The sequence below is a fragment of the Herbiconiux daphne genome (assembly GCF_024979295.1).
Classification (GTDB): domain Bacteria; phylum Actinomycetota; class Actinomycetes; order Actinomycetales; family Microbacteriaceae; genus Herbiconiux; species Herbiconiux daphnes.
In genome coordinates this window covers 493299-514237 of record NZ_JANLCJ010000004.1, presented here as the reverse complement: position 1 = coordinate 514237, position 20939 = coordinate 493299, and the positions used below count along the sequence as shown (strand labels likewise).

Here is a 20939-nt window from a genome sequence, read left to right as displayed (position 1 = left end):
ACCACCACCCGAAACCCGAGTCGAAGAGGATTCCGAACGATGAACGCAACGACGCGTCGGTCAGTGCGCTGGCTGGCCCCGGCAGCCGCGGTCGTGGTCGCCCTGCTGCTGTGGCAGCTGGTGACCGCGGGCGGTCTGTTCCGTGCCGACCAGTTCCCGACGATGTTCGACACCGTGCAGGCGCTCGGCAAGGCCGTGGCCACGCCGGCGTACTGGATGTCGATCGGCTCGACTCTTCAGGCCTGGTTCCTGGGGATGGTGATCGCCAGCGCACTGGCGATCACCATCGGGTCGGCGCTGGCGTTCAACGACTTCGCCTTCCGGAGTGCGGCGAGCGTGATCGAGATCTTCAAGGCGATCCCGGCCATCGCCATCCTCCCGCTGGTCATCCTGGTGCTCGGCTCGACCCTGCCGATGAAGGTTTTCCTCATCACGTTCGGCGTGTTCTGGCCGCTCGTCATCCAGGTGATCTACGGGGTGCGGTCGATGGACCCGATCGTGCTCGACACGGCCAAGGCCCTCGGCGTGGGCGGGTTGCGCCGCTTCGTCACCATCACCATCCCGAGCGCCTCGCCCTACATCGCGACCGGGCTGCGCATCGCGTCCGCGTCGGCGCTCATCCTCGCGGTGGTCTCCGAGCTGGTGGGTGGTGCCGCCGGCATCGGCCGCAACATCCTGCAGGCGCAGAACGGCGGGTCGTCGGCCTACCCCGTGATGTACGCCTACATCCTCACCGCGGGTCTTCTCGGCATCGTGCTCACGGGAGCGTTCTTCCTGCTCGAGCGCAACGTCATGCACTGGCACGAATCGCAGCGGAACATCCGCTCCAACGCCGAAGGGGCCCTCCGATGAGCCAGACCATCCTGCCCGAGGTCGTGCCCGAGCGGGCCGACGGACCCTCGATCGGCGAGACCACCGACCTGCTCGTCACCCCTCGCGGCCGCAGCCGCGGCACGGTGGTGCGCAACGTGCTCATCGCCGTCTGGCTGCCGATCGTGCTGCTCGCCGCCTGGTGGTTCCTGTCGGCCTCGAGCACGTCGCCGTTCTTCCCGCCGCTCAGCCGCATCCTCGAGGAGTGGTGGAACCAGTGGGTGATCGGCGACGCCAAGTTCCAGCTCAGTTCGAGCCTGCGCAACCTGCTGCTCGGCTATGCCGGCGGCGCGCTGATCGGCGTGGTGTTCGGAACCCTGCTGTGGCGCTTCCCGCCGGTGCGCCGGGTGTCGAACCCCATCATCTACTTCCTCTACGTGCTGCCGGCCCCGGCGCTCCTGCCCGCCATGATCGCCCTGTTCGGCATCGGCGAGCTGCGGCAGATCGCGCTCATCTCGTTCGGCGCCATCTGGCCCACCCTGCTCAACACGCTCGACGGCATGCGGGGCATCGACCAGGTGAAGTTCGACACCGCGCGCGCCATGAAGCTGAGCCCCGTGCGCATCCTGTTCTCGCTGGTGCTGCCGGGCGCCGGCCCGCAGATCGCCGCCGGTCTGCGCGCCAGCCTGCAGACCTCGATCATCCTCATGGTGGTCACCGAGATGGTGGCCGCGAAGCAGGGCATCGGCTACTTCATCCTGCAGGCGCAGACGGTGTTCGCCGTGACGACGATGTGGACCGGCATCCTGACGCTCGCCATCATCGGCACCGTGGCCAACTACGTCTTCGTGCTCGTGGAGCGGATCGTGCTGCGCTGGTACTACCGCTCCCGCGCGCTCGGCAACTCGTGAGCACCGCGCCCGATCAGCTCGAACCCCTCCCGCTCGAACCCCTCCCGCTCGAACCCCTCCCGCTCGAACCCCTCCCGCTCGAACCCCTCCCGCTCGAACCCCTCCCGCTCGAACCCCTCCCGCTCGAACCCCTCCCGCTCGAACCCCAGAAGACCGGAGAACACGCCATGTCCAACGCCACGGCCACGTCTGAAGTGCTCACCGTCGAGCACCTTCGCAAGATCTACAACGAGGGCAAACCGCAGGCCAAGACGGCCATCGACGACGTGAGCTTCACGGTGTCGAAAGGCGAGTTCGTCTGCATCGTCGGCCCCTCGGGCGCCGGAAAGACGACGCTGCTGCGCTGCATCTCGGGCCTCGCGAAGGCGAGCTCCGGCACCCTCGCCTTCGAGGGCACGCCGCTGACCGCGGTGCCCGACCAGCTCGGGCTGGTGTTCCAGGACTACGGGCGTTCGCTCTACCCGTGGTTCACCAACGCCAAGAACGTCGGGCTGCCGCTCGCCGCCCGCGGCATGCCGAAGGCGCAGCGCGCCGAGCGTGTGAGCGAGGTGCTCGCCAAGGTCGGGCTCGGGCACGTCGAGAAGCAGTACCCGTGGGAGCTCTCGGGCGGAATGCAGCAGCGCGTCGCGATCGCCCGCGCCCTGTCGTACAAGCCCGACCTGCTGCTGATGGACGAGCCCTTCGCCTCGGTCGACGCGCAGACCCGGTTCGACCTCGAAGACCTCATCCTCACGGTGCGGCGCGAACTCGGCATCACCGTCGTGCTCGTGACCCACGACATCGACGAGGCGATCTACCTCTCCGACCGCATCGTCGTGCTCTCGGGCTCGCCGAGCCGCGTGCGCGAAGTGGTCGACGTGCCGCTCGGCCGCGAGCGCGAGCAGGTCGCCACCCGCGCGAGCGACGAGTTCCTCGACCTGCGCCGGCACCTGCTCGACCTGGTCATGCCGCACGCGCCGCACGCCGCATGAGCGACGGGCCTGCGCAGACCGTCGCCCAGCAGCTCGCCGCGATCATGGCGGCCGAGGGATGCGACCACCTGTTCACCCTGATGGGCGCGGGCAACCTGTGGCTCGTGCACCACCTCGACGTGGAGCACGGGGTGTCGATCCACCACCTGCGGCACGAGAACGGAGCCGTCGGGGCGGCGGACGGCTATGCCCGCAGCACCGGACGCCTCGGCTGGGCGACGGTCACGCAGGGCCCCGGCTTCACCAACACCATCACCGCCATGCTCACCGCCGACCGCGGCCGCTCGCCCCTCGTGCTGCTCGTGAGCGATTCCTCGAACCTCGATCCCGGCCGCTTCCCCTTCGCCGGGGGCATGCAGGCGCTCGCCCCCGAGGCGCTGCTCGACCCGCTCGGAATCCTCACCGTGCGCGCCGAGGGGGCGGATGCCGGCTCCCGCCTGCTCGAGGCGATCCGGCGGGCCCGGGGCGAGCGGCGTGCCATCGCGTTCGTGATGCCCGCGGGTCTCGACAAAGTGACGGCGGCATCGCTCGAGCTCCCGGCCGGCGGTTCCGGAGAGGCCGGGCCGGCGGCCGCGGCTGCGACTGCTGCGGCTGCGCCTGCGCCTGCCGGTGCGGGTGCGCCTGCTGCTGCAGCGGCGCCTGCGCCCGACCCGCAGCAGATCGTCGCGGCGGCCGACGCCATCGAGGCGGCTGCGCATCCGCTCGTCGTGGCCGGGCGCGGTGTCATCGAGGCGGGCGCGGCTGCCGACGTGCTCCAACTCGCCGAGCTCCTCGGCGCGCGCGTGGCCACCACCGTGCCGGCCTCGGGCGCGCTGGGCGACCACCCGGCGGTGGTGGGCCAGTTCGGCGGATTCTCGATCGGCGCCACCGAGGCCCTGGTCGAACAGGCCGACTGCCTCGTGGTGATCGGGGCGTCGCTCAACACCTTCCAGACCCGCAAGGGCGAGTTCACGCGCGGCCGCACCATCGTGCGCATCGATCTCGACCCGCGCTCCGAGCTGCCGGCGATCGGGGCCGCCGACGTGGTGCGCCGCGCTCCGGTCGACCGGAGTTCAGGCGCACTGCTCACCGCCGGGCGCACGGTCGTGGTGGAGGCGGATGCCTGTGCCGGCACGGCCGCCATCGTCGCGGAGTTGCGCGCCCGCGGCCGGATGCCGAAGATGCAGGAACGCCTTCCGGCCGAGACGGTCGACCCGCGCGACGACCGCTCGGGCGACGGTCTCGTCGACCCCCGCCTGCTGAGCCTCGAGTTCGAGCGGCTGCTGCCGCGAGACCGCCGCGTGTTCGTCGACAACGGCCACTTCGGGGCGTTCCCGATGCTCTACCTGACCCACCGTGCGCCGAGGTCGCTTGTGTGGATGCCCGACTTCGGCGCGGTGGGCAGCGCTCTCGGTGCGAGCTTCGCGAGTGCCGTCGCCGACCCGGCCACGGCATCCGTTCTCTTCATCGGCGACTGCGGTCTCTACCTCACCCTCGGCGACCTCGAGACGGCCGTGCGCGAACGGGCGCCCCTGCTCGTGGTGTGCATGAACGACGGGGCCGCCGGCAGTGAGCTCGTGCACATGCAGGACTGGGGCGTGCCCCTCGACCAGGCGATCTTCGGCTACGCCGATTTCGCGGCGCTCGCCCGCGGGTTCGGCGCGCAGGGTGCGGTCGTCACCGCGGTCGAGCAGCTCGAGCCCGCGCTGGCCGGGTGGGACCGCTCGCGCGGCCCGTTCGTCGTCGACGCCCGCATCACGCGCGAGGTGCGCTCGCCCATCTACGCGCACGTCTGACGCGAGCGGCGCGAGGCTCAAGGCGCGCGGCTCAGGGTGCGAGGAAGGTCTTGCCCGAGAACGCGTCGGTGTGGTCGACGATGCCGTCGAACACCGCGCCGCCCTCGGCGAGGTCGACCACGCGAAAGCCCGGGGCGGGCGCCACCGTGCCGTCGGCCAGCCAGCCGAGCGCCACCTCGAAATCGGCGGGTGTGAAGCAGTTCGCCCCGCGCACGGTGATCTCGCGCCTCACCAGGTCGAACCACGGCACGGCCACCTCGTCGGCGCCGAGTCCCACGGCGATCACGGTGCCGCCGTTGCGGGCGCGCGAGATGGCGGCTCCGCGTGTGGCGGCGATGCCCACCACGTCGAAGACGGTGTCGAAGGATGCCGCCGGCACCTCGTCGGCCGAGCTCACGCAGAGTGCCGCACCGGCGGCGCGCGCCGAGTCGTGCTTCGCGGCATCCGGGTCGACGACGGTGACCCCGGTCGCGCCCTCGAGCCGCAGGGCGTGCACGATCCAGAGTCCGATCGAGCCGCTGCCGATCACGAGGCACTCGCCCAGCGGGCCGAGCTCGGCGGCGCGCAACACGTCGTGACGGGCCTGGGCGAGCGGTTCGGCCGAGGCGGCCGCCTCCCACGAGAGCGAGTCGGGCACCGGATGCGCGTTGCCGGCCGGCACGGCGACATAGCGCGCGAAGGCGCCGGGCCGGTGAACGCCCACGATGCGGATGGCCGAGCACGAGCTGGGGCGGCCGTCGAGGCAGGCCGGGCAGGTGCCGCACGGGATGACCGGGTCGACCGAGACGCGGGTGCCCGGCGCCAGGGCGGAGCCCGCGGCATCCGTCACCGTGCCCGAGAATTCGTGGCCGCGCACGGCACCGGGTTTCGAGATGCCCATCACGCCCTTGTGCGCCGTGACGTCAGAGCCGCAGATGCCCACCCGGGCCACCTCGACGAGCACCTCGCCGGGCCCGGCGACCGGGGTGTCGAGCTCCTCGAGCTGGTGTGAGAACGGGCCGCGCCAGACCAGAGCCCTCATACGGCGGCGGCCAGTGCCTGGCCCGCCGACATCGTGCTGCGGAAGAACACCAGGGGCGCCGAGTCGGGCTCGTGCACGGCACGGGTGACCTGGCAGACGATGAGCATGTGGGTGGCCTGGGGCTGAACGTCCATCACCGTGCACTCGAGCGAGGCCATCGACCCCTCGAGCAGCGGTGCGCCGTTCTCGCCCGAGGTCCATTCGACGCGGTCGAGCTTGTCGCTCTCTTTCGACGCGAACACCCGGGCGACCTGCTCCTGGTCGTGCGAGAGGATGTTCACGGCCAGCCGGCCGCTCGCGAGCACGTGGCCCAGGGTGGCGGTGGTGCGGGCCAGGCACACGATGATCTGCGGCGGGGAGGCCGACAGCGAGGTGAAGGAGTTCACCGTGCTGCCGTGCACGCCGTCGGCCGAGCGGGCGGTGACCACGGTCACCCCCGTGACGAAGCTCGAGCAGACGGCCCGGAAGTCGGCGGCGGTCAGCGAGTCGGGCGCCGGTGCGGTGGCATCGGGAAGTGCGGGTGCGGTGATCGACATGAGCCTGCCTTTCGTCGGGCGGTCATCGGCGACCGCTGCTCGCCTTCAGGTCTACGCGCTTCGTGATCGCTTCTCCAATAGCCGTTGGCTGCCAGTGATAGCGCTCGGTGATCGGCGACTGGATGCAGCAGAGCGATAACGAATGGCTCTCAGTCGGCGGTCAATGCCTATCACCGACGTCTGGTCAGGGCCGTGACCGCTGGGTTAGCGTCGCCAACAGCATCTTCGCCACGAACATTGGAGTTCACCATGACCGAGCTAGCCGAGCGCCGCACGTCGACGGCACTGGACAGCGCGCCGAGCGCGAGCGACGTGCTCACGGCCGTCGCCGGTCTGCACGACCTGGTCGACTCCTACGGCGCCGAGAACGACGTCGAGGGCCGCATCGCGGAACCCGTCGTCGAGGCGCTCTATGCCAGCGGCGCGATCGGCGTCATCACCCCGCGCGAACTGGGCGGCAGCGAGATGACGCCGCGGCAGGCGATGGATGTCTACCGCACGCTCTCCTACGCCGACCCGTCGACCGGGTGGGTCACGATGGCCCTGGCCATGTCGACCGGCCTCGCCGGCGCCTTCTTCGATCGCGACGCCGCCGAGGCGCTGTTCGCAACACCCCGTCTCGGCATCGCCGGGCAGGGCACGCGCGCCGGCCGGGCCGAGCCCGTCGACGGCGGCTACCGCATCAGCGGCCAGTGGTCGTTCGCCTCGGGCATCAAGCACGCCACCCACCTGCACACGGCCGCGGCCGACACGAAGACCGGCGAGACGCGGTTCTTCATCGTGCCCGTCGACCAGGTCGACTTCGTCGACAACTGGGACGTGCTGGGCCTGCGTGGCACCGCGAGCATCGACTACTCGCTCGACGGGGTGTTCGTGCCCACCGAGATGAGCTACCCCTCGCTGAGCGTCGAGCCGGTCACCGGTGGCAGCCTCTACCGCGTCGGCATCGGCAACTTCGCCAGCATCAACCACGGCGCCTGGGCGCTCGGGGTGGGGCGGCGGCTGCTCGACGAGCTCGCCGCCACCGTGCGGTCGAAGGCGGGACGCGCCGGGTCGTCGGCCGAGAACCCGAGCTTCCACGAGCAGTACGCCAACGCCGAGCTCAAACTGCGCGCCGCCCACGCACTGCTGTACGACGTGTGGGAAGAGATCGAGGCCGAGCTCGCGACGGGCGACCGCATGTCGATCCGGCTCGAGACCCTCAACCGGGCGGCCCTCTCCAACGCCACCTGGACCCTCGACGACGTGGCCGGGTTCGTCTATCGCAGCGCGGGAACCGACGCCCTGCGCCGCGGCACGATCCAGCGCCTCTACCGTGACGTGCACGGCGGAACCCAGCACATCTCGTCGTCGCCCATCATCCTGCAGTCGGCCGGGCGTCAGCTCGCCGGGCTCGCCGAGGGCCAGAAGTGGGTGCACTTCCAGCTGGTCTGACCTGGCCGCATCGACTGCCCGTCAGCTGAACAGAGGAGTTCGAATGACCGACCACAACACGATGAACGACGTCGAGAACGCGATGGAGGGCGGCGAGCAGAGCCCCGAACTCACGCAGCTCTACGCCGACTTCGAGGCGAAGAACCTCAGCCCGCTCTGGACCCAGCTCGGCGAGGTGATGACGGATGTGCCGCGATCGAAGGCGGTGCCGTTCGTCTGGCGCTGGAACGAGCTGCTGCCGCTGGCCGCGCGCTCGGGCGACCTCGTGCCGGTGGGCCGCGGGGGCGAGCGCCGGGCGATCGCCCTGGCGAACCCCGGGCTGAACGGCCACCCCTACGCCACCCCCACGATCTGGGCGGCCATCCAATACCTCGGGCCGCACGAGACGGCGCCCGAGCACCGGCACGCGCAGAACGCCTTCCGCTTCGTGGTGGAGGGCGAGGGGGTCTGGACCGTCGTCAACGGCGACCCGGTCGCCATGCGGCGCGGCGACTTCCTGCTCACGCCGGGCTGGAACTTCCACGGCCACCACAACCAGACCGACCAGCCGATGGCCTGGGTCGACGGGCTCGACGTGCCGCTGGCCGATCACCTCGACGTGGGCTTCTTCGAATACGGCACCGAGCGGGTGACCGACTACTCCACCCCCTCGGTCTCGCGCGCCGAGCGGCTCTGGGCCAACCCCGGCATCCGGCCGCTCTCGGGGCTCGACTCCCACGTGAACTCGCCGATCGCCGCCTACCGCTGGGAGTACACCGACCGGGCGCTGCGCGAGCAGTTGCTGCTCGAGGAAGAGGGCTTCCCCGCCACCGTCGAACAGGGGCATGCCGGCATCCGGTTCACCAACCCGACGAACGGCGGCGACGTGATGTCGACCCTGCGCGCCGAGTTCCACCGCCTGCGGGCGGGGGCGCAGACGCCGAGCCGCCGCGAGGTGGGTTCGTCGGTCTGGCAGGTGTTCGAGGGCCGGGGCGAGATGGTGGTGGCCGATCACACCTGGCTGCTCGAGAAGGGCGACCTCGTCGTCGTTCCGTCGTGGGAGCCCTGGGAGCTGCGCGCCGAGACCGAGCTCGACCTGTTCCGGTTCTCCGACGCCCCCGTCATCGAACGACTCAACTTCGACCGCACCTACGTGGCCGGCCGCGAGCGATGACGGTTCTCACCGATCGCGCCACGGATGCCGCGGTGCTCGACGATCTGCGCCAGGTGCGCCTCGGGCAGGCCAACTTCAGTCGCAAACTCAACGAGCTGCAGAACGTCGACCTCTACGAGATCTCGCGGCTGCCAGGGTGGACGCGCGCGCACGTCGTGGCGCACGTGGGCTACAACGCCCGGGCCATCGCGCGGCTGGTGGAATGGGCCGAGACGGGCGTCGAGAACCCGATGTACGAGTCATCCGCTCACCGCGACGCCGAGATCGACCTCGGTGCGACGCTGTCGCCGCGCGCCCTGCGCCACCTCTCCGATCACGCCGCAGTGGCCCTCGACGTGGCCTGGCGGGATCTGCCGCCCGAGCGCTGGTCGTTCCCTGTGGTCACCGCCCGCGGGCGCGAGGTGCCCGTTGCCGAGACGGTGTGGATGCGCACCCGCGAGCTCTGGCTGCACGCTCTCGATCTCGGCAACGGCGGGCGCTTCTCCGACGTGCCGGCACCGGTGGCACGCCGGCTGCTCGGCGACGTGCTCGGCACCTGGGCCGCTCGTGACAAGGCCGGCGCCGGGCCCCGCCACGTGCTCGAGGCCACCGACACGGGCGAGGTCTTCCGCGCCGACGGCGGGCCGGATGCCCCGGACACCCTCGTGCGCGGCACCCGCAGCGACCTGCTGGCCTGGGCGACCGGCCGCTCGGTGCTCGGGGTCACCCTCGCGAACGGCGACGCCCCCGACGTCGCCCCCCGCTGGCTCTGACCGCGCGCTCGCGCCCCGCCTTCTCGCGAGTGGTCACTTTTCGCGCCAAATCCTGCGTTTTTTCGCCGAAAGTGACCACTCGGCGAGAGGGGCGGCGCGGGCGGGACGGGCAGCGCGGGCGGGCCGGGCGGCTCAGGCGGCGAGCAGGCTCCGCAGGGCTGACGTGAACATGGCGAGACCGTCGACGCCCGAGCGCATGGCGGCGGGGGTGTCGGGGCCGAAGCCGGCCTCGACCGCGTGCTCGGGGTGGGGCATGAGGCCCACCACGTTGCCGCGCTCGTTGGTGACGCCGGCGATGTCGTTCAGCGACCCGTTGGGGTTCACACCGAGATAGCGGAACACCACGAGCCCCTCGCCCTCGAGCCGCTCGAGCGTCTCGGCCGAGGCGATGTAGCCGCCCTCGCCGTTCTTCAGCGGGATCGTGATCTGCTGGCCCACCTCGTAGCCGTTGGTCCACGCCGTCGACGTGTTCTCGACCCGCATCACCTGGTCGCGGCAGATGAACGAACCGTGATCGTTGCGGATGAGGCCTCCGGGCAGCAGGTGCGCCTCGGTCAGCATCTGGAAGCCGTTGCAGATGCCGAGAACCGGCACTCCGCGCTCCGCCGCCGCCACGACCTCGCGCATGATGGGCGAGTGCGAGGCGATCGCGCCGCAGCGCAGGTAGTCGCCGTAGCTGAAGCCGCCCGGCAGCACGACCGCATCGACGCCCTGCAGGTCGTGGTCGCCGTGCCAGAGCGCCACGGGGTCGGCCCCGGCGAACCGCACCGCCCGCTGCGCGTCGCGGTCGTCGAGCGAACCGGGAAAGGTGATGACTCCGACCCGGGTCACGCGAGGGCTCCGGATGCCGCGGCGGCGCTGTGCGTGCCCGCGGCGTCGACCACCGAGATGTTCACCACGTCTTCGATGACGCCGTTCGAGAGCAGGTCGTCGGCGATCTCGCGCACCGATGCGAGCACGGCGTCGTCGACCGGGCCGTCGACGGTGAGCTCGAAGCGCTTGCCGACGCGCACGTCGGTGAACCGATCGTTGCCGAGGCGGGCCAGAGCGCCGGCGACGGCTTTGCCCTGGGGGTCGAGCAGTTCGGCTTTGGGCATGACGTCGACGACGATTGTGGGCACGAGTTGCTCCTGCGGTCGGTCGGGGGAGGACTCGCCCAGTCTACCGTTCCCGCGCGACCTCGGCGTCGGCGACCACCCGCCCGAGTTCCCGGCGGGTGCGCGCCCCCACCTTCCCCCGCGCGGTGTAGACGTGCGACTCCACCGTGCGCACCGAGAGGAACAGGCGGCGCGCGATCTCCTTGTTGCTGAGCTGTTCGGCCACGAGCAGGGCGATTTCGTACTCGCGCTCCGAGAGCTCGTCGACGGCGTCGATGGTCTCGGTGGGCGCCGGGCTGCCGCCCGTGCGGTCTGCGGGCGCGGTGTGGCGATCACGGTGGGGAAAGCCGGGCGTGAGATCCCGTCCGCGGATGCTGTCGGCTCCGGCCCGTAGCGCTTCGGTGTAGGTGGTCAGCCGTGCCTGCTCGTAGGCGGCGACGATGGTCTCGTTCGAGGGTCCGAGATGCTCTATCGTCTCGTTCAGCAATTCGACGCCCTGACGCACGTCGCCGCTGGCGGCGTTGAGACTCGCTTCGACGGACAGCGCGGTGTATCGGTAGAGCTTGTGGTGCCCGAGAACGCGATCGTCGATCAGGTCGAGCACGAGGCTCGCCTTCTGCGTGTCACCCAGCCGGGTCAGGGCGTAGGCGCGCATGTACGACAGCAGCGGGCGCCAGACCGAGTACTCGATCTTGTCGAGGCGGCGCAGTGCGGCCGCGAGCTCCCGCTCGGCCACGCTGTCGTCGCCGCGCGCGAACCCCAGCACCATGGCCGTGGCCGCGTTGCCGAGCGCGAGTGTGTCGCTGTCGTTGCGCGCCGCGGCCAGCTGCACCGCGATCTGCAGTCGATCAGCCAGCGTCGGGTTGTGCCGGCCGGTGAACGAGCCGGCCACCGCCTCGAGGCAGAGCATCACGAGTTCAGCGATGACGGAGATCGGTCTGCCGCTGACGAGGTCGAGATTCCGACGGGCAGCCGCGAGGAACCTCGCCTCACCGCTCTCGAACCGCTGCAGCAGCATGTCGGAATACGCGGCGATGATGGTGCACCGCAGGCGTGTGATGCTGTGCGTCTGGCGTGACCGGATGACGGTGTCGGCCAGAGCGCACGCGCTCTCCCAGTCCATCGCGAGGGCCGCGAACTCGGCGCGCTGGGCATCGAGCTCGCTCCACACCCCCGCGTCGTCGATGCCGGCCGCATCCAGCGCCTCGGCGAGCCGGTCGATCGAATGCGATTCCGGCACCCAGGTGGTGAGACTCGCCCACCAGCGCACCAGACGCCTCAGGTCGTGACCGTTCAGCTGCTCGGGGCCGTCGATGGCCAGCACCGAGAACGCCTCGTCGAATCGCCGCAGCCCTGCGTAGGCGCGCGACGTCTCCAATCGCAATGCGGCGCACTGCCCGACCTCGGCCCCGTGGCGGGCGAAGGCGAGAGCCAGGTCGTAACGACCGTCGCCGTTGGCACTGCGGGCCGCACCCGCGAGGATGCGCCGGCGCGCATCGGCCGGCACCTCGGCGGGCCCCGGCACCGAGTCACGCATCGAGTGCCAGAAACCCGCGATCAACCGGTCGACGGCCAGACCGGCCGGCCGCTCGGGATTCTCGAGAGCTCGTCGCGCGAGCAGGTCGAGCGCACGCTCGAGGGTTCCCGCATCGAGCATCCGCTCGGCCTCTCGCGCAAGCGCGGGCACGACATGCAGCTCGCGTCGCCCGCCCTCGGTGCGGAGCGACTTGCCGGCGATGAGCGAGTCGAGGTCATCCGGGTCGACGCATCGACATGCGGCGGCGAATTCGATGCCGGGGAGTCTGCCGACGACGGCGATGGCCAGATGCTGTTCTTTGCTCAGATCGGTGAGCGCCGTCGCGTAGGCGTCGGACAGGCGCGATCCGACCGGTGCATGCCGAGCCAGGTCGAGCGGATCGCGGTGAGCCGCGAACTCCGCCGCCGCGTCGGCGCAGAGTTCGTGCAGCAGCATGCGTGAACCGCCGGAGCGGACGAACAGCGCCGCCTTCGTGACGGAATCGAAGTCGCCGCCCCCGAATTCGGAGATGAGCACGTCGGCGGTCTCGGGATCGAGGGCTTGGAGGTCGTAGCGGGCGACGATGCCGTCGAGCCAGAGCTCACGGAACGGATCAGGAGCGGCGGAGAGCCCCGAGGTCACGTCGCTGCTGACGGAGAACAGCACACGTGCCCGGCCCGCATAAATGGCCCGGGAGACCACATCGATCGACGCCGAGTCAAGGGCATGAGCATCGTCGATAGCGATCACGAGCGGCGTTTCGGTGGCGCCCCCGCCCTCCCAGAGCGTCTCGAGGCGCGGGTCGCCCGCCGCGCGCAGAGCCCCGAACGGGATCGTCTGAAGGGGAGCCGCCCCTCGAACGACGGCGGCGAAGACACCCCGGTGCGCGAGTTCGGCCACGATCGCCCGAGAGAAATAACTCTTTCCCGACCCATAGGCTCCGACGATCATGGCGCTGCCGGAGCCTGCGAGGCGGCCGGCCAATTCATCGACCCGGCGGTCGCCGCCGACGACCGCCATGCCGCCGGGCTCATCGCTCTGCAGCGGTCTCCGATTCACTGCCATTCAGACCCCCCGATCAAATAGCACCGCCGGCGTCGACTGCCTGCTGCCACGCGGTCCGCCCCACTGCGGTACAGCAACATTACCTAGCGCCCGTCGCACCGCGACAGCGCTCCCCGAGCTTCGACTACTCAAACGAGACATCGTCGACTACCGACGACTACCTAGAGCGGCGAGATGTCGGGGTGAAATCGACCGAGGTCCCTCTCGTGTGAGGGTGAAATCCAGCCAGAACGCTCGGTGCACCTTGAGCGAAGGTGGGTGCACAACCTAGAATCTGACCCCCGAAAGGGTGACAATCTTTCACATTCTCTAAGTTAACCTCGCCGAAATGTTCAGTCTTTCTTTCGTCACTCGAGGCTCCTAACATGGCCGAATCCGTGTGTCCCGAGAGGTCGAGGAGAGCCATGCCAGAGTCAGCCAGGAGGTCCGTGAAAGCGGTCCTCGCGACGGTCGTCGGGGGAGCGTTGTTCGCCGCCCCGCTCATCGGGGTCGCGTCATCCGCATCCGCCAGCGTCGACGGAACCGGTGTCGTGATCAACGAGGCCTACCTCAAGGGCGGCAGCGCCGGCGCTCCGTTCAACAAGAAGTTCGTCGAGCTCTACAACCCGTCGGATGCCGCGGTGGCGCTCGACGGCTGGTCGCTGCAATACCGTTCCGCGACGGTGGTGACCCCCGCCAACGTCGCTCCGCTGAGCGGCACCATCGCGCCTGACAGCTACTTCCTCGTGCAGATCAACGGCAACGGTGCCAACGGGTCGGCACTGCCCACGCCCGATCTCGACCTCGGCGGCGCCATCACCCCGTCGGGCACCACCGGAACCCTCATCCTCGCCGACACCACCACCGCCCTGGCACCCGCCGCGGGGTCGGTCACCGGCGCCGAGGGAGTGGTCGACCTGCTCGGCTACGGAGCCTCCAACACCTTCGAGGGCACGGTCGTTCCGGTCGACGGGGCCAACAGCGTTCCCAACTCGCTGGTGCGCACCGGGTTCGCCGACACCGACGTCAACGCGGCCGACTTCACCACCGCCACCACCGTGACCCCCCAGAACTCCTCCGGCGACGAGCCCGCCGAGCCGGGCGACCCGGTCGAGGCGACGATCGCCGACATCCAGGGCGCGACCGACACCTCCCCGCTCGCGGGCCAGACCGTGATCACCACCGGCGTCGTCACAGCCGCCTACGGCACCGGCGGATTCGACGGCTACTACATCCAGACCCCGGGCACCGGCGGCGCGGTCGACCTCGCCACCCACACCGTCTCCGACGGGCTGTTCGTCTACTCCGCGAGCACCGCCGGTCTCGTGGAGCCCGGCGACTACGTCGAGGTCACCGGCGCGGTGAGCGAGTTCAACGGACTGACCGAGCTCGCCGTGGCCGAGGCCACCGACCTCACGCAGCTCGACGCATCGACCGTCGAGGCCCCCACACCCGCGACCGTCGGGCTGCCGGCCGATGCCGCCCAGCGTGAGTCGCTCGAGGGAATGCTCGTGGCGCCGCAGGGCGACTTCACCGTGTCGGACACCTACTCCACCAACCAGTACGCCGAGATCGGCCTGGCCTCCGGAACCACACCGCTGATCACGCCCACCGAGATCGCGCGCCCCGGCACGCCCGAATACACGGCCGCCGTCGCCGACAACGCCGCCCGTGCGGTGACGCTCGACGACGGATCGAGCACCAACTTCCTGCCGCAGGGCGGAGGCGCGGCGCAAGACATCGCGCTGCCCTACCTCAAGGCCGCCGCGGCGAACGCCCCCATCACGGTGGGCGCCGCCGTCGACTTCACCGCTCCGGTGATCTTCGACTACCGCAACGACACCTGGAAGTTCCAGCCCACCGGTCAGCTCACCGCCGACGGCACGGCTCCGGCCACGTTCTCGAACGTGCGGGCCGCGGCTCCGGCACCGGTCGGCGGCGACATCCAGATCGCCGGCTTCAACGTGCTGAACTACTTCACCACCACCGGTGACGACCTCACCGGATGCTCGTTCTACGTCGATCGCGACGACGACCCGGTGACCGTGAACACCGGATGCGACGCCCGCGGTGCCGCCGAAGACGAAGACCTGGCCCGCCAGCAGGCCAAGATCGTCGCGGCCATCAACGGTCTCGGCGCCGAGGTCGTGTCGCTCGAGGAGATCGAGAACTCGGTCAAGTTCGGCGAAGCCCGCGACGAGGCTCTCAGCACGCTGACCGCTGCGCTGAACGCGGCGCTGCCGGCCGGCGAGGGGGAGTGGGACTTCGTGCCCTCCCCCGCGGCCGACCAGCTGCCGCCCGTCGCGCAGCAGGACGTCATCCGCACGGCCTTCATCTACAAGGCCGACGCGGTCGAGCCGGTGGGCGCCTCGCGTGTGCTGCTCGACGCCGCGTTCGCGAACGCCCGCCAGCCGCTGGCCCAGGAGTTCGTGCCGGTCGGCGGCAGCGACGACGAGTCGTTCATCGCCATCGTGAACCACTTCAAGTCGAAGGGCTCCGGATCGGGCGCGGACGCCGACCAGGGCGACGGGCAGGGCGCCTCGAACGCCTCGCGCGTGGCTCAAGCGCAGGCGCTGCTGACGTTCTCGACCAGCCTGCAGACCGAGCTCGGCACGAGCGACGTCTTCTTGATCGGCGACTTCAACGCCTACTCGCAGGAAGACCCGGCCGTGACCATCACGGATGCCGGCTACGTCGACCAGGGCGCCAAGAGCGGCAAGTACAGCTACTCGTTCGACGGGGCATCCGGTTCGCTCGACCACGTCTTCGCGTCGCCCTCGGCGAACGCGAAGGTGACCGGGGTCGACATCTGGAACATCAACTCCGGTGAGTCGATCGCGCTCGAATACAGCCGTTACAACTACAACGCGACGAACTTCTACGACGAGAGCGTCTACCGCTCGAGCGACCACGACCCCGTGGTCGTGGGCTACTCGTTCGCCCCGGCTGCGTCGACCGTCGATCTCAACCTGATCGACATCAACGACTTCCACGGCCGCATCGACGCCAACACGGTGAAGTTCGCGGGAACCATCGAGCAGCTGCGGGCCGCCGGCGGTGAGGCGAACACCCTGTTCGTCTCGTCGGGCGACAACGTGGGCGCCTCGCTGTTCGAGTCGGACTTCGCGCAGGACCAGCCGACGATCGACGTTCTCAACGAGCTGGAGCTCGACGCGAGCGCCGTGGGCAACCACGAGTTCGACAAGGGATTCAGCGACCTGACCGATCGCATCATCGGGCCGGATGCCGCGCCGAACGCGCTCTGGGACTACCTCGGCGCCAACGTCTACGCGAAGGGCACCACCACCCCGGTGCTTCCCGAGTACGCGACCTATGAGAAGGCCGGCCTGACCGTCGCCGTGATCGGCGCCGTCACCCAGGAGACCCCGACCCTCGTGTCGCCCGCCGGCGTGGCCGACCTCGACTTCGGCGACCCCGTCGACGCCGTGAACCGTGTCGCCGCCGAGCTCACCGACGGCGACGAGTCCAACGGCGAGGCCGACGTGATCGTGGCGACCTACCACGAGGGCGCGCCCGACAGCGAGTCGGCGACGATCGACCTCGAGACCGAGCTCGCCAAGAGCACGGTGTTCGCGAAGATCGTGAACGACACCGCCGCCGCCGTCGACGTGATCTTCACCGGTCACACCCACCAGAGCTACGTGTGGGACGGCGCCATCCCCGGTGAAGCCGGCAAGACCCGCCCCGTGCTGCAGACAGGCAGCTACGGAGCGAACGTCGGGCACGTCGTGCTGACGGTGGACGCCGAGACGGGCGACCTCGAGTCGTACACGGCCGAGAACGTGGCGCGGCTCGCCGCCCCGGCGGGCAGCACGCCCGCCGAGACCGCGGCCAACAGCGCGGCGCTCGACGCCCAGCTCGTGGCGACCTACCCGCGGGTGGCCGAGGTCAAGGCGACCGTCGACGCCGCCATCGCGGCCGCCGCCGTGGTCGGCAACCAGCCGGTCGGCTCGGTCACGAAAGACATCACGACGGCCTACACCGGCGGCTCCTACGTCAACGGTGTCTACACCGGCGGCACGCGTGACGACCGGGCATCCGAGTCGACGCTCGGCAACCTCGTCGCCGACTCGCTGGTCGACACCCTGTCGGCCGCCGATCGCGGCGGCGCCGAGATCGGTGTCGTGAATCCAGGCGGCCTTCGTGCCGAACTGCTGTTCGCGGCCGGAGACACCACGGCCAACCCGGCGAATACCGCGGGCGTCGTGACCTACTCCGAGGCGAACGCCGTGCTGCCGTTCGTGAACAACCTCTGGACCACGAGCCTCACCGGCGCGCAGTTCAAGACCGTTCTCGAGCAGCAGTGGCAGACGGATGCGAGCGGCAACGTGCCGTCGCGGCCCTTCCTCAAGCTGGGGCTCTCCGACAACGTCACCTACACCTACGACCCCGCCGCAGCGCAGGGCCAGCACATCACCGGCATCTTCGTCGACGGTGCGCCGATCGACCCCGCGGCCAGCTACCGCATCGGAACGTTCAGCTTCCTCACCGCGGGTGGCGACAACTTCCGTGAGCTGGCCAACGGCACGGATGCACGCGACTCGGGCCTGATCGACCGTGACGCGTGGATCGCCTACCTTCGCGCGAACCCGGGCCTCACGCCCGACTTCGCACGGGGTGCGACCCAGGTGACGGGCGTGCCGGAGTCGGCCATGGCCGGCACCAGCATCACCTTCACGGTGGGCGGGCTCGACCTCACCTCGCAGGGTGCTCCGCAGAACACGGCGCTCGCCGCGACGTGGACCGGTTCGGCCGCCACGTTCGACAGCATCCCGGTGTCGAACGGGTCGGCCACCGTCACGGTGACCGTTCCCCTCGACGCGCCGATCGGCGACGGGGAGCTCGTGCTCACCGCCTCGCCGAGCGGCACCGAGGTGCACGTGCCCGTGACGGTCACCGAGCCCATCGACGTCGACCGCATCGACGGCGCCAGCCGCTACGACGTCGCGGTCAACACGTCGAAGCAGGGCTGGCCCGAGGGCGCCGACACCGTCTACGTGGTGTCGGGCGAGGTGTTCCCCGACGCCCTGTCTGCGGCCCCTGCCGCTGCGGCCGACGACGCGCCGATCCTGCTCACCACGGGCGACCGGCTGCCGCCGGCCGTGCAGACCGAGCTCGAGCGTCTCGCACCCTCGTCGATCGTCATCGTCGGTGGCGAGAACTCGGTGAAACCAGCGGTCGAGACGGCGCTGAAGGCGATCGCCGACGACGTGACCCGCATCGCGGGCGCCGACCGGTTCGCCGTGTCGCGGAATGTCGCTGCGGCCGCGTTCCCCGACACCGCCGACGTCGCCGTGCTCGCCACGGGCACGACCTTCGCCGACGCCCTGTCGGCCGGAGCGGCGGTCGGCGGCGCCGGGCCCGTCATCCTGGTCGACGGCGCCGAGCCGTCGCTGGACGACGCCACGATGGAGCTGCTCGAGGGCCTCGCGCCCGACGAGATCGCCATCGCAGGAGGCCGCCTGTCGGTCTCGTCGGGCATCTTCGAGTCGGCACAGTCGATCGCCTCGACCGTGCGCCTCGGCGGCACCGATCGCTACGCGGCATCCCGGGCCATCAACAAGCACTTCTTCGACGAGGCCGACCGGGTGCTGATCGCCACCGGTGTCACGTTCCCGGATGCGCTGTCGGGCTCGGCGTTCGGCCCCAAGGTCGACGCTCCGCTGTTCACGGTTCCCGGCACCTGCATCCCGGCGGAGACGCTGGCGCAGATCCAGGATCTCGGGGCGGACCGGGCGACCCTCCTCGGTGGGGTGAACTCGCTCTCGGAGGCGGTGGAGAACCTCACCACCTGCCCCGCCGGCTGATGGCCTGACACCGCGCGCGGGCTGATGCCCGACGCGCCCATCCGTAGCCGCTAATTATGAACTACTCATAATTAGCGGCTACGGTCGTCTCATGACCTCGGAACTGGAGACGCGCATCCGGAACGCCGGTCTGCGCGTCACGGGCCAGCGGCTGGCGGTACTCGAAGCCCTCGAGACCGCCCCGCACGCCGACGCCGATTCGGTGCACCGGCGCGTGCAGCACGAGCTGCCGGGCACGTCGCTGCAGGCCACCTACGTGGTGCTGGGCGCGCTGACCGACGCCGGGCTCATCCGGCGCATCGAGCCCGCCGGCTCGCCCGCGCTCTATGAGCGGCGCATCGGTGACAACCACCACCACGTCGTGTGCACCCGCTGCGGCGCGGTGGCCGACGTCGACTGCGTGCACGGCGAGGCGCCCTGCCTCGCCCCGTCGTCGACGGCCGGTTTCGCCATCTCGACCGCCGAGGTCACCTTCTGGGGCCTCTGCCCCAGCTGCCAAGAGAACGACCGAGGAGAATCTTGACCGACTTCACCACCCGTAACGCCACCACCACCAACTCCGGAGCCCCGGTCGCGAGCGACGACCACTCGCAGAGCGTCGGCGCCGACGGCCCCGTCGTTTTGCACGACCACTACCTGGTCGAGAAGCTCGCGCAGTTCAACCGCGAACGGGTGCCGGAGCGCGTGGTGCACGCGAAGGGCGGCGGGGCGTTCGGCACGTTCGAGACCACGGGTGACGTGAGCGCCTACACACGCGCCTCGCTGTTTCAGCCGGGCGCCAAGGTCGACATGCTGGCGCGGTTCTCGACGGTCGCCGGCGAGCAGGGTTCGCCCGACACCTGGCGCGACCCGCGCGGCTTCGCGCTGAAGTTCTACACCGACGAGGGCAACTACGACCTGGTCGGCAACAACACCCCGGTGTTCTTCATTCGCGACGGCATCAAGTTCCCCGACTTCATCCACTCGCAGAAGCGCCTGCCGGGCAGCCATCTGCGCGACCACGACATGCAGTGGGACTTCTGGACCCTCTCGCCCGAGAGCGCCCACCAGGTGACCTGGCTGATGGGCGACCGCGGCCTGCCGGCATCCTGGCGTCACATGGACGGCTTCGGCTCGCACACCTACCAGTGGATCAACGCCGAAGGCGCCAAGTTCTGGGTGAAGTACCACTTCAAGACGAACCAGGGCATCGAGATCCTGTCCCAGGCCGCCGCCGACCAGATCGCCGGGGAAGACGCCGACTTCCACATCCGCGACCTCTCCGAGGCGATCTCGCGCGGCGACTTCCCGACCTGGACGCTGTCGGTGCAGATCATGCCCTACGCGGATGCCGCGACCTACCGCTTCAACCCGTTCGACCTCACCAAGGTGTGGCCGCACGCCGACTACCCGCTGATCGAGGTGGGCACCATGACCCTCGACCGCAACCCGTCGAACTACTTCGCCGAGATCGAGCAGGCCACCTTCGCGCCCTCGAACTTCGTTCCCGGCATCGCGGCGTCGCCCGACAAGATGCTGCTCGCGCGCATCTTCAGCTACGCCGACGCGCACCGCTACCGCGTGGGCACCAACCATGCGCAGCTTCCGGTCAACGCACCGCTGGCGTCGAACTCCTACTCGAAAGACGGCGCGATGCGGTTCAGCCACAACGATCCGTCGGTGCCCGTCTACGCGCCGAACTCGTTCGGCGGCCCGCACGCCGACCCCGCGCTCGCCGGTGACGACTCGGGATGGGATTCCGACGGCGCGCTTCTCCGTGTCGCCGCGACCCTGCACGCCGACGACGACGACTTCGGCCAGGCGGGAACCCTCGTGCGCGAGGTGCTCGACGACGCCGCCCGAGCCCGCTTGGTCTCGAACATCGCCGGTCACGTGTCGAAGGTGACGATTCCCGAGCTGCGGGTGCGCGTGCTGGAGTACTGGCACAACGTCGACCCCACGCTGGCACTGCGGGTGGCCGAGGCCCTCGAGCCGTCGGCGCCGGGCGCGGATGTCGCGGCCGAAGAGGTGGGCATCCCGGCGTAGGGCGTCTCACCTCGGGGCGGGCCGCTTCCGGCGGCTCGCCCGGGGGTGGCTCGCGCGGCGGTGGCG

General features: G+C 70.2%; 15 protein-coding genes. 10 read left to right on the top strand and 5 right to left on the bottom strand.

The genetic code is table 11. From position 1 onward, the window contains the following. The first annotated feature begins 39 nt into the window (after nucleotides 1-39). Genes N1032_RS13615 through N1032_RS13600 form a run of 4 tightly spaced genes read left to right on the top strand, consistent with a single transcriptional unit; the run spans nucleotide 40 to nucleotide 4467 of the window. Nucleotides 40-852, top strand: a complete 813-nt coding sequence (locus tag N1032_RS13615) for an ABC transporter permease (RefSeq protein WP_259539641.1) — start codon at nucleotides 40-42, stop codon at nucleotides 850-852. After that, nucleotides 849-1721, top strand: a complete 873-nt coding sequence (locus tag N1032_RS13610; protein ID WP_259539640.1) for an ABC transporter permease — start codon at nucleotides 849-851, stop codon at nucleotides 1719-1721. The genes N1032_RS13615 and N1032_RS13610 overlap by 4 nt, the downstream gene beginning before the upstream one ends. Beyond that, nucleotides 1718-2692 (top strand): ABC transporter ATP-binding protein, encoded by a 975-nt coding sequence (locus N1032_RS13605; protein WP_310795951.1) that lies wholly within the window; start codon nucleotides 1718-1720, stop codon nucleotides 2690-2692. The genes N1032_RS13610 and N1032_RS13605 overlap by 4 nt, the downstream gene beginning before the upstream one ends. After that, nucleotides 2689-4467, top strand: a complete 1779-nt coding sequence (locus tag N1032_RS13600; protein WP_259539639.1) for a thiamine pyrophosphate-binding protein — start codon at nucleotides 2689-2691, stop codon at nucleotides 4465-4467. The genes N1032_RS13605 and N1032_RS13600 overlap by 4 nt, the downstream gene beginning before the upstream one ends. Before the next feature lie 31 nt (nucleotides 4468-4498). Here N1032_RS13600 and N1032_RS13595 read toward each other — a convergent pair whose 3' ends face one another. Both N1032_RS13595 and N1032_RS13590 read right to left on the bottom strand, forming a co-directional pair. After that, nucleotides 4499-5488 carry a zinc-dependent alcohol dehydrogenase gene (locus N1032_RS13595; RefSeq protein WP_259539638.1) on the bottom strand — a complete coding sequence of 330 codons (990 nt, stop codon included), beginning with the start codon at nucleotides 5486-5488 and terminating at the stop codon, nucleotides 4499-4501. Beyond that, nucleotides 5485-6024: a flavin reductase family protein gene (locus N1032_RS13590; protein WP_259539637.1), complete on the bottom strand. Its 540-nt coding sequence runs from the start codon at nucleotides 6022-6024 to the stop codon at nucleotides 5485-5487. Before N1032_RS13590 ends, N1032_RS13595 begins: the two co-directional genes overlap by 4 nt. A gap of 249 nt (nucleotides 6025-6273) precedes the next feature. Between N1032_RS13590 and N1032_RS13585 the strand changes: the two genes are divergently transcribed. From N1032_RS13585 to N1032_RS13575, 3 genes are all read left to right on the top strand, one after another. Continuing rightward, a complete protein-coding gene (locus N1032_RS13585) occupies nucleotides 6274-7458 on the top strand; it encodes an acyl-CoA dehydrogenase family protein (protein ID WP_259539636.1) in 1185 nt (394 codons plus the stop codon). Between the two features lie 61 nt (nucleotides 7459-7519). Beyond that, nucleotides 7520-8611, top strand: coding sequence for a cupin domain-containing protein (locus N1032_RS13580; protein WP_407933039.1), 1092 nt, complete (start codon nucleotides 7520-7522; stop codon nucleotides 8609-8611). Then, nucleotides 8608-9363, top strand: coding sequence for a maleylpyruvate isomerase family mycothiol-dependent enzyme (locus N1032_RS13575; protein WP_259539634.1), 756 nt, complete (start codon nucleotides 8608-8610; stop codon nucleotides 9361-9363). The genes N1032_RS13580 and N1032_RS13575 overlap by 4 nt, the downstream gene beginning before the upstream one ends. 132 nt (nucleotides 9364-9495) lie before the next feature. Here the strand turns inward: N1032_RS13575 and purQ are convergent, their stop codons facing one another. The 3 genes from purQ to N1032_RS28300 are packed head-to-tail and all read right to left on the bottom strand — an operon-like array spanning nucleotide 9496 to nucleotide 13041. Continuing rightward, nucleotides 9496-10194 (bottom strand): phosphoribosylformylglycinamidine synthase subunit PurQ, encoded by a 699-nt coding sequence (gene purQ / locus N1032_RS13570; RefSeq protein WP_259539633.1) that lies wholly within the window; start codon nucleotides 10192-10194, stop codon nucleotides 9496-9498. After that, nucleotides 10191-10484: a phosphoribosylformylglycinamidine synthase subunit PurS gene (gene purS / locus N1032_RS13565; RefSeq protein WP_259539632.1), complete on the bottom strand. Its 294-nt coding sequence runs from the start codon at nucleotides 10482-10484 to the stop codon at nucleotides 10191-10193. The genes purQ and purS overlap by 4 nt, the downstream gene beginning before the upstream one ends. Nucleotides 10485-10524: 40 nt before the next feature. Further along, a complete protein-coding gene (locus tag N1032_RS28300; RefSeq protein WP_310795950.1) occupies nucleotides 10525-13041 on the bottom strand; it encodes a helix-turn-helix transcriptional regulator in 2517 nt (838 codons plus the stop codon). Nucleotides 13042-13469: 428 nt separating this feature from the next. Here N1032_RS28300 and N1032_RS13555 point away from each other — a divergent pair, with 428 nt between their 5' ends. The 3 genes from N1032_RS13555 to N1032_RS13545 all read left to right on the top strand — a co-directional run bounded on the left by N1032_RS13555 (nucleotide 13470) and on the right by N1032_RS13545 (nucleotide 20873). After that, the gene (locus N1032_RS13555; protein ID WP_259539631.1) at nucleotides 13470-18848 is read left to right on the top strand and encodes an ExeM/NucH family extracellular endonuclease; all 5379 of its coding nucleotides are present in this window, start codon (nucleotides 13470-13472) and stop codon (nucleotides 18846-18848) included. Nucleotides 18849-18939: 91 nt separating this feature from the next. Then, nucleotides 18940-19371 carry a Fur family transcriptional regulator gene (locus tag N1032_RS13550; protein WP_259539630.1) on the top strand — a complete coding sequence of 144 codons (432 nt, stop codon included), beginning with the start codon at nucleotides 18940-18942 and terminating at the stop codon, nucleotides 19369-19371. Further along, complete coding sequence (locus tag N1032_RS13545) at nucleotides 19368-20873, top strand: catalase (RefSeq protein ID WP_259539629.1); 1506 nt, start codon at nucleotides 19368-19370, stop codon at nucleotides 20871-20873. The genes N1032_RS13550 and N1032_RS13545 overlap by 4 nt, the downstream gene beginning before the upstream one ends. The last annotated feature ends 66 nt before the right edge of the window (nucleotides 20874-20939 follow it).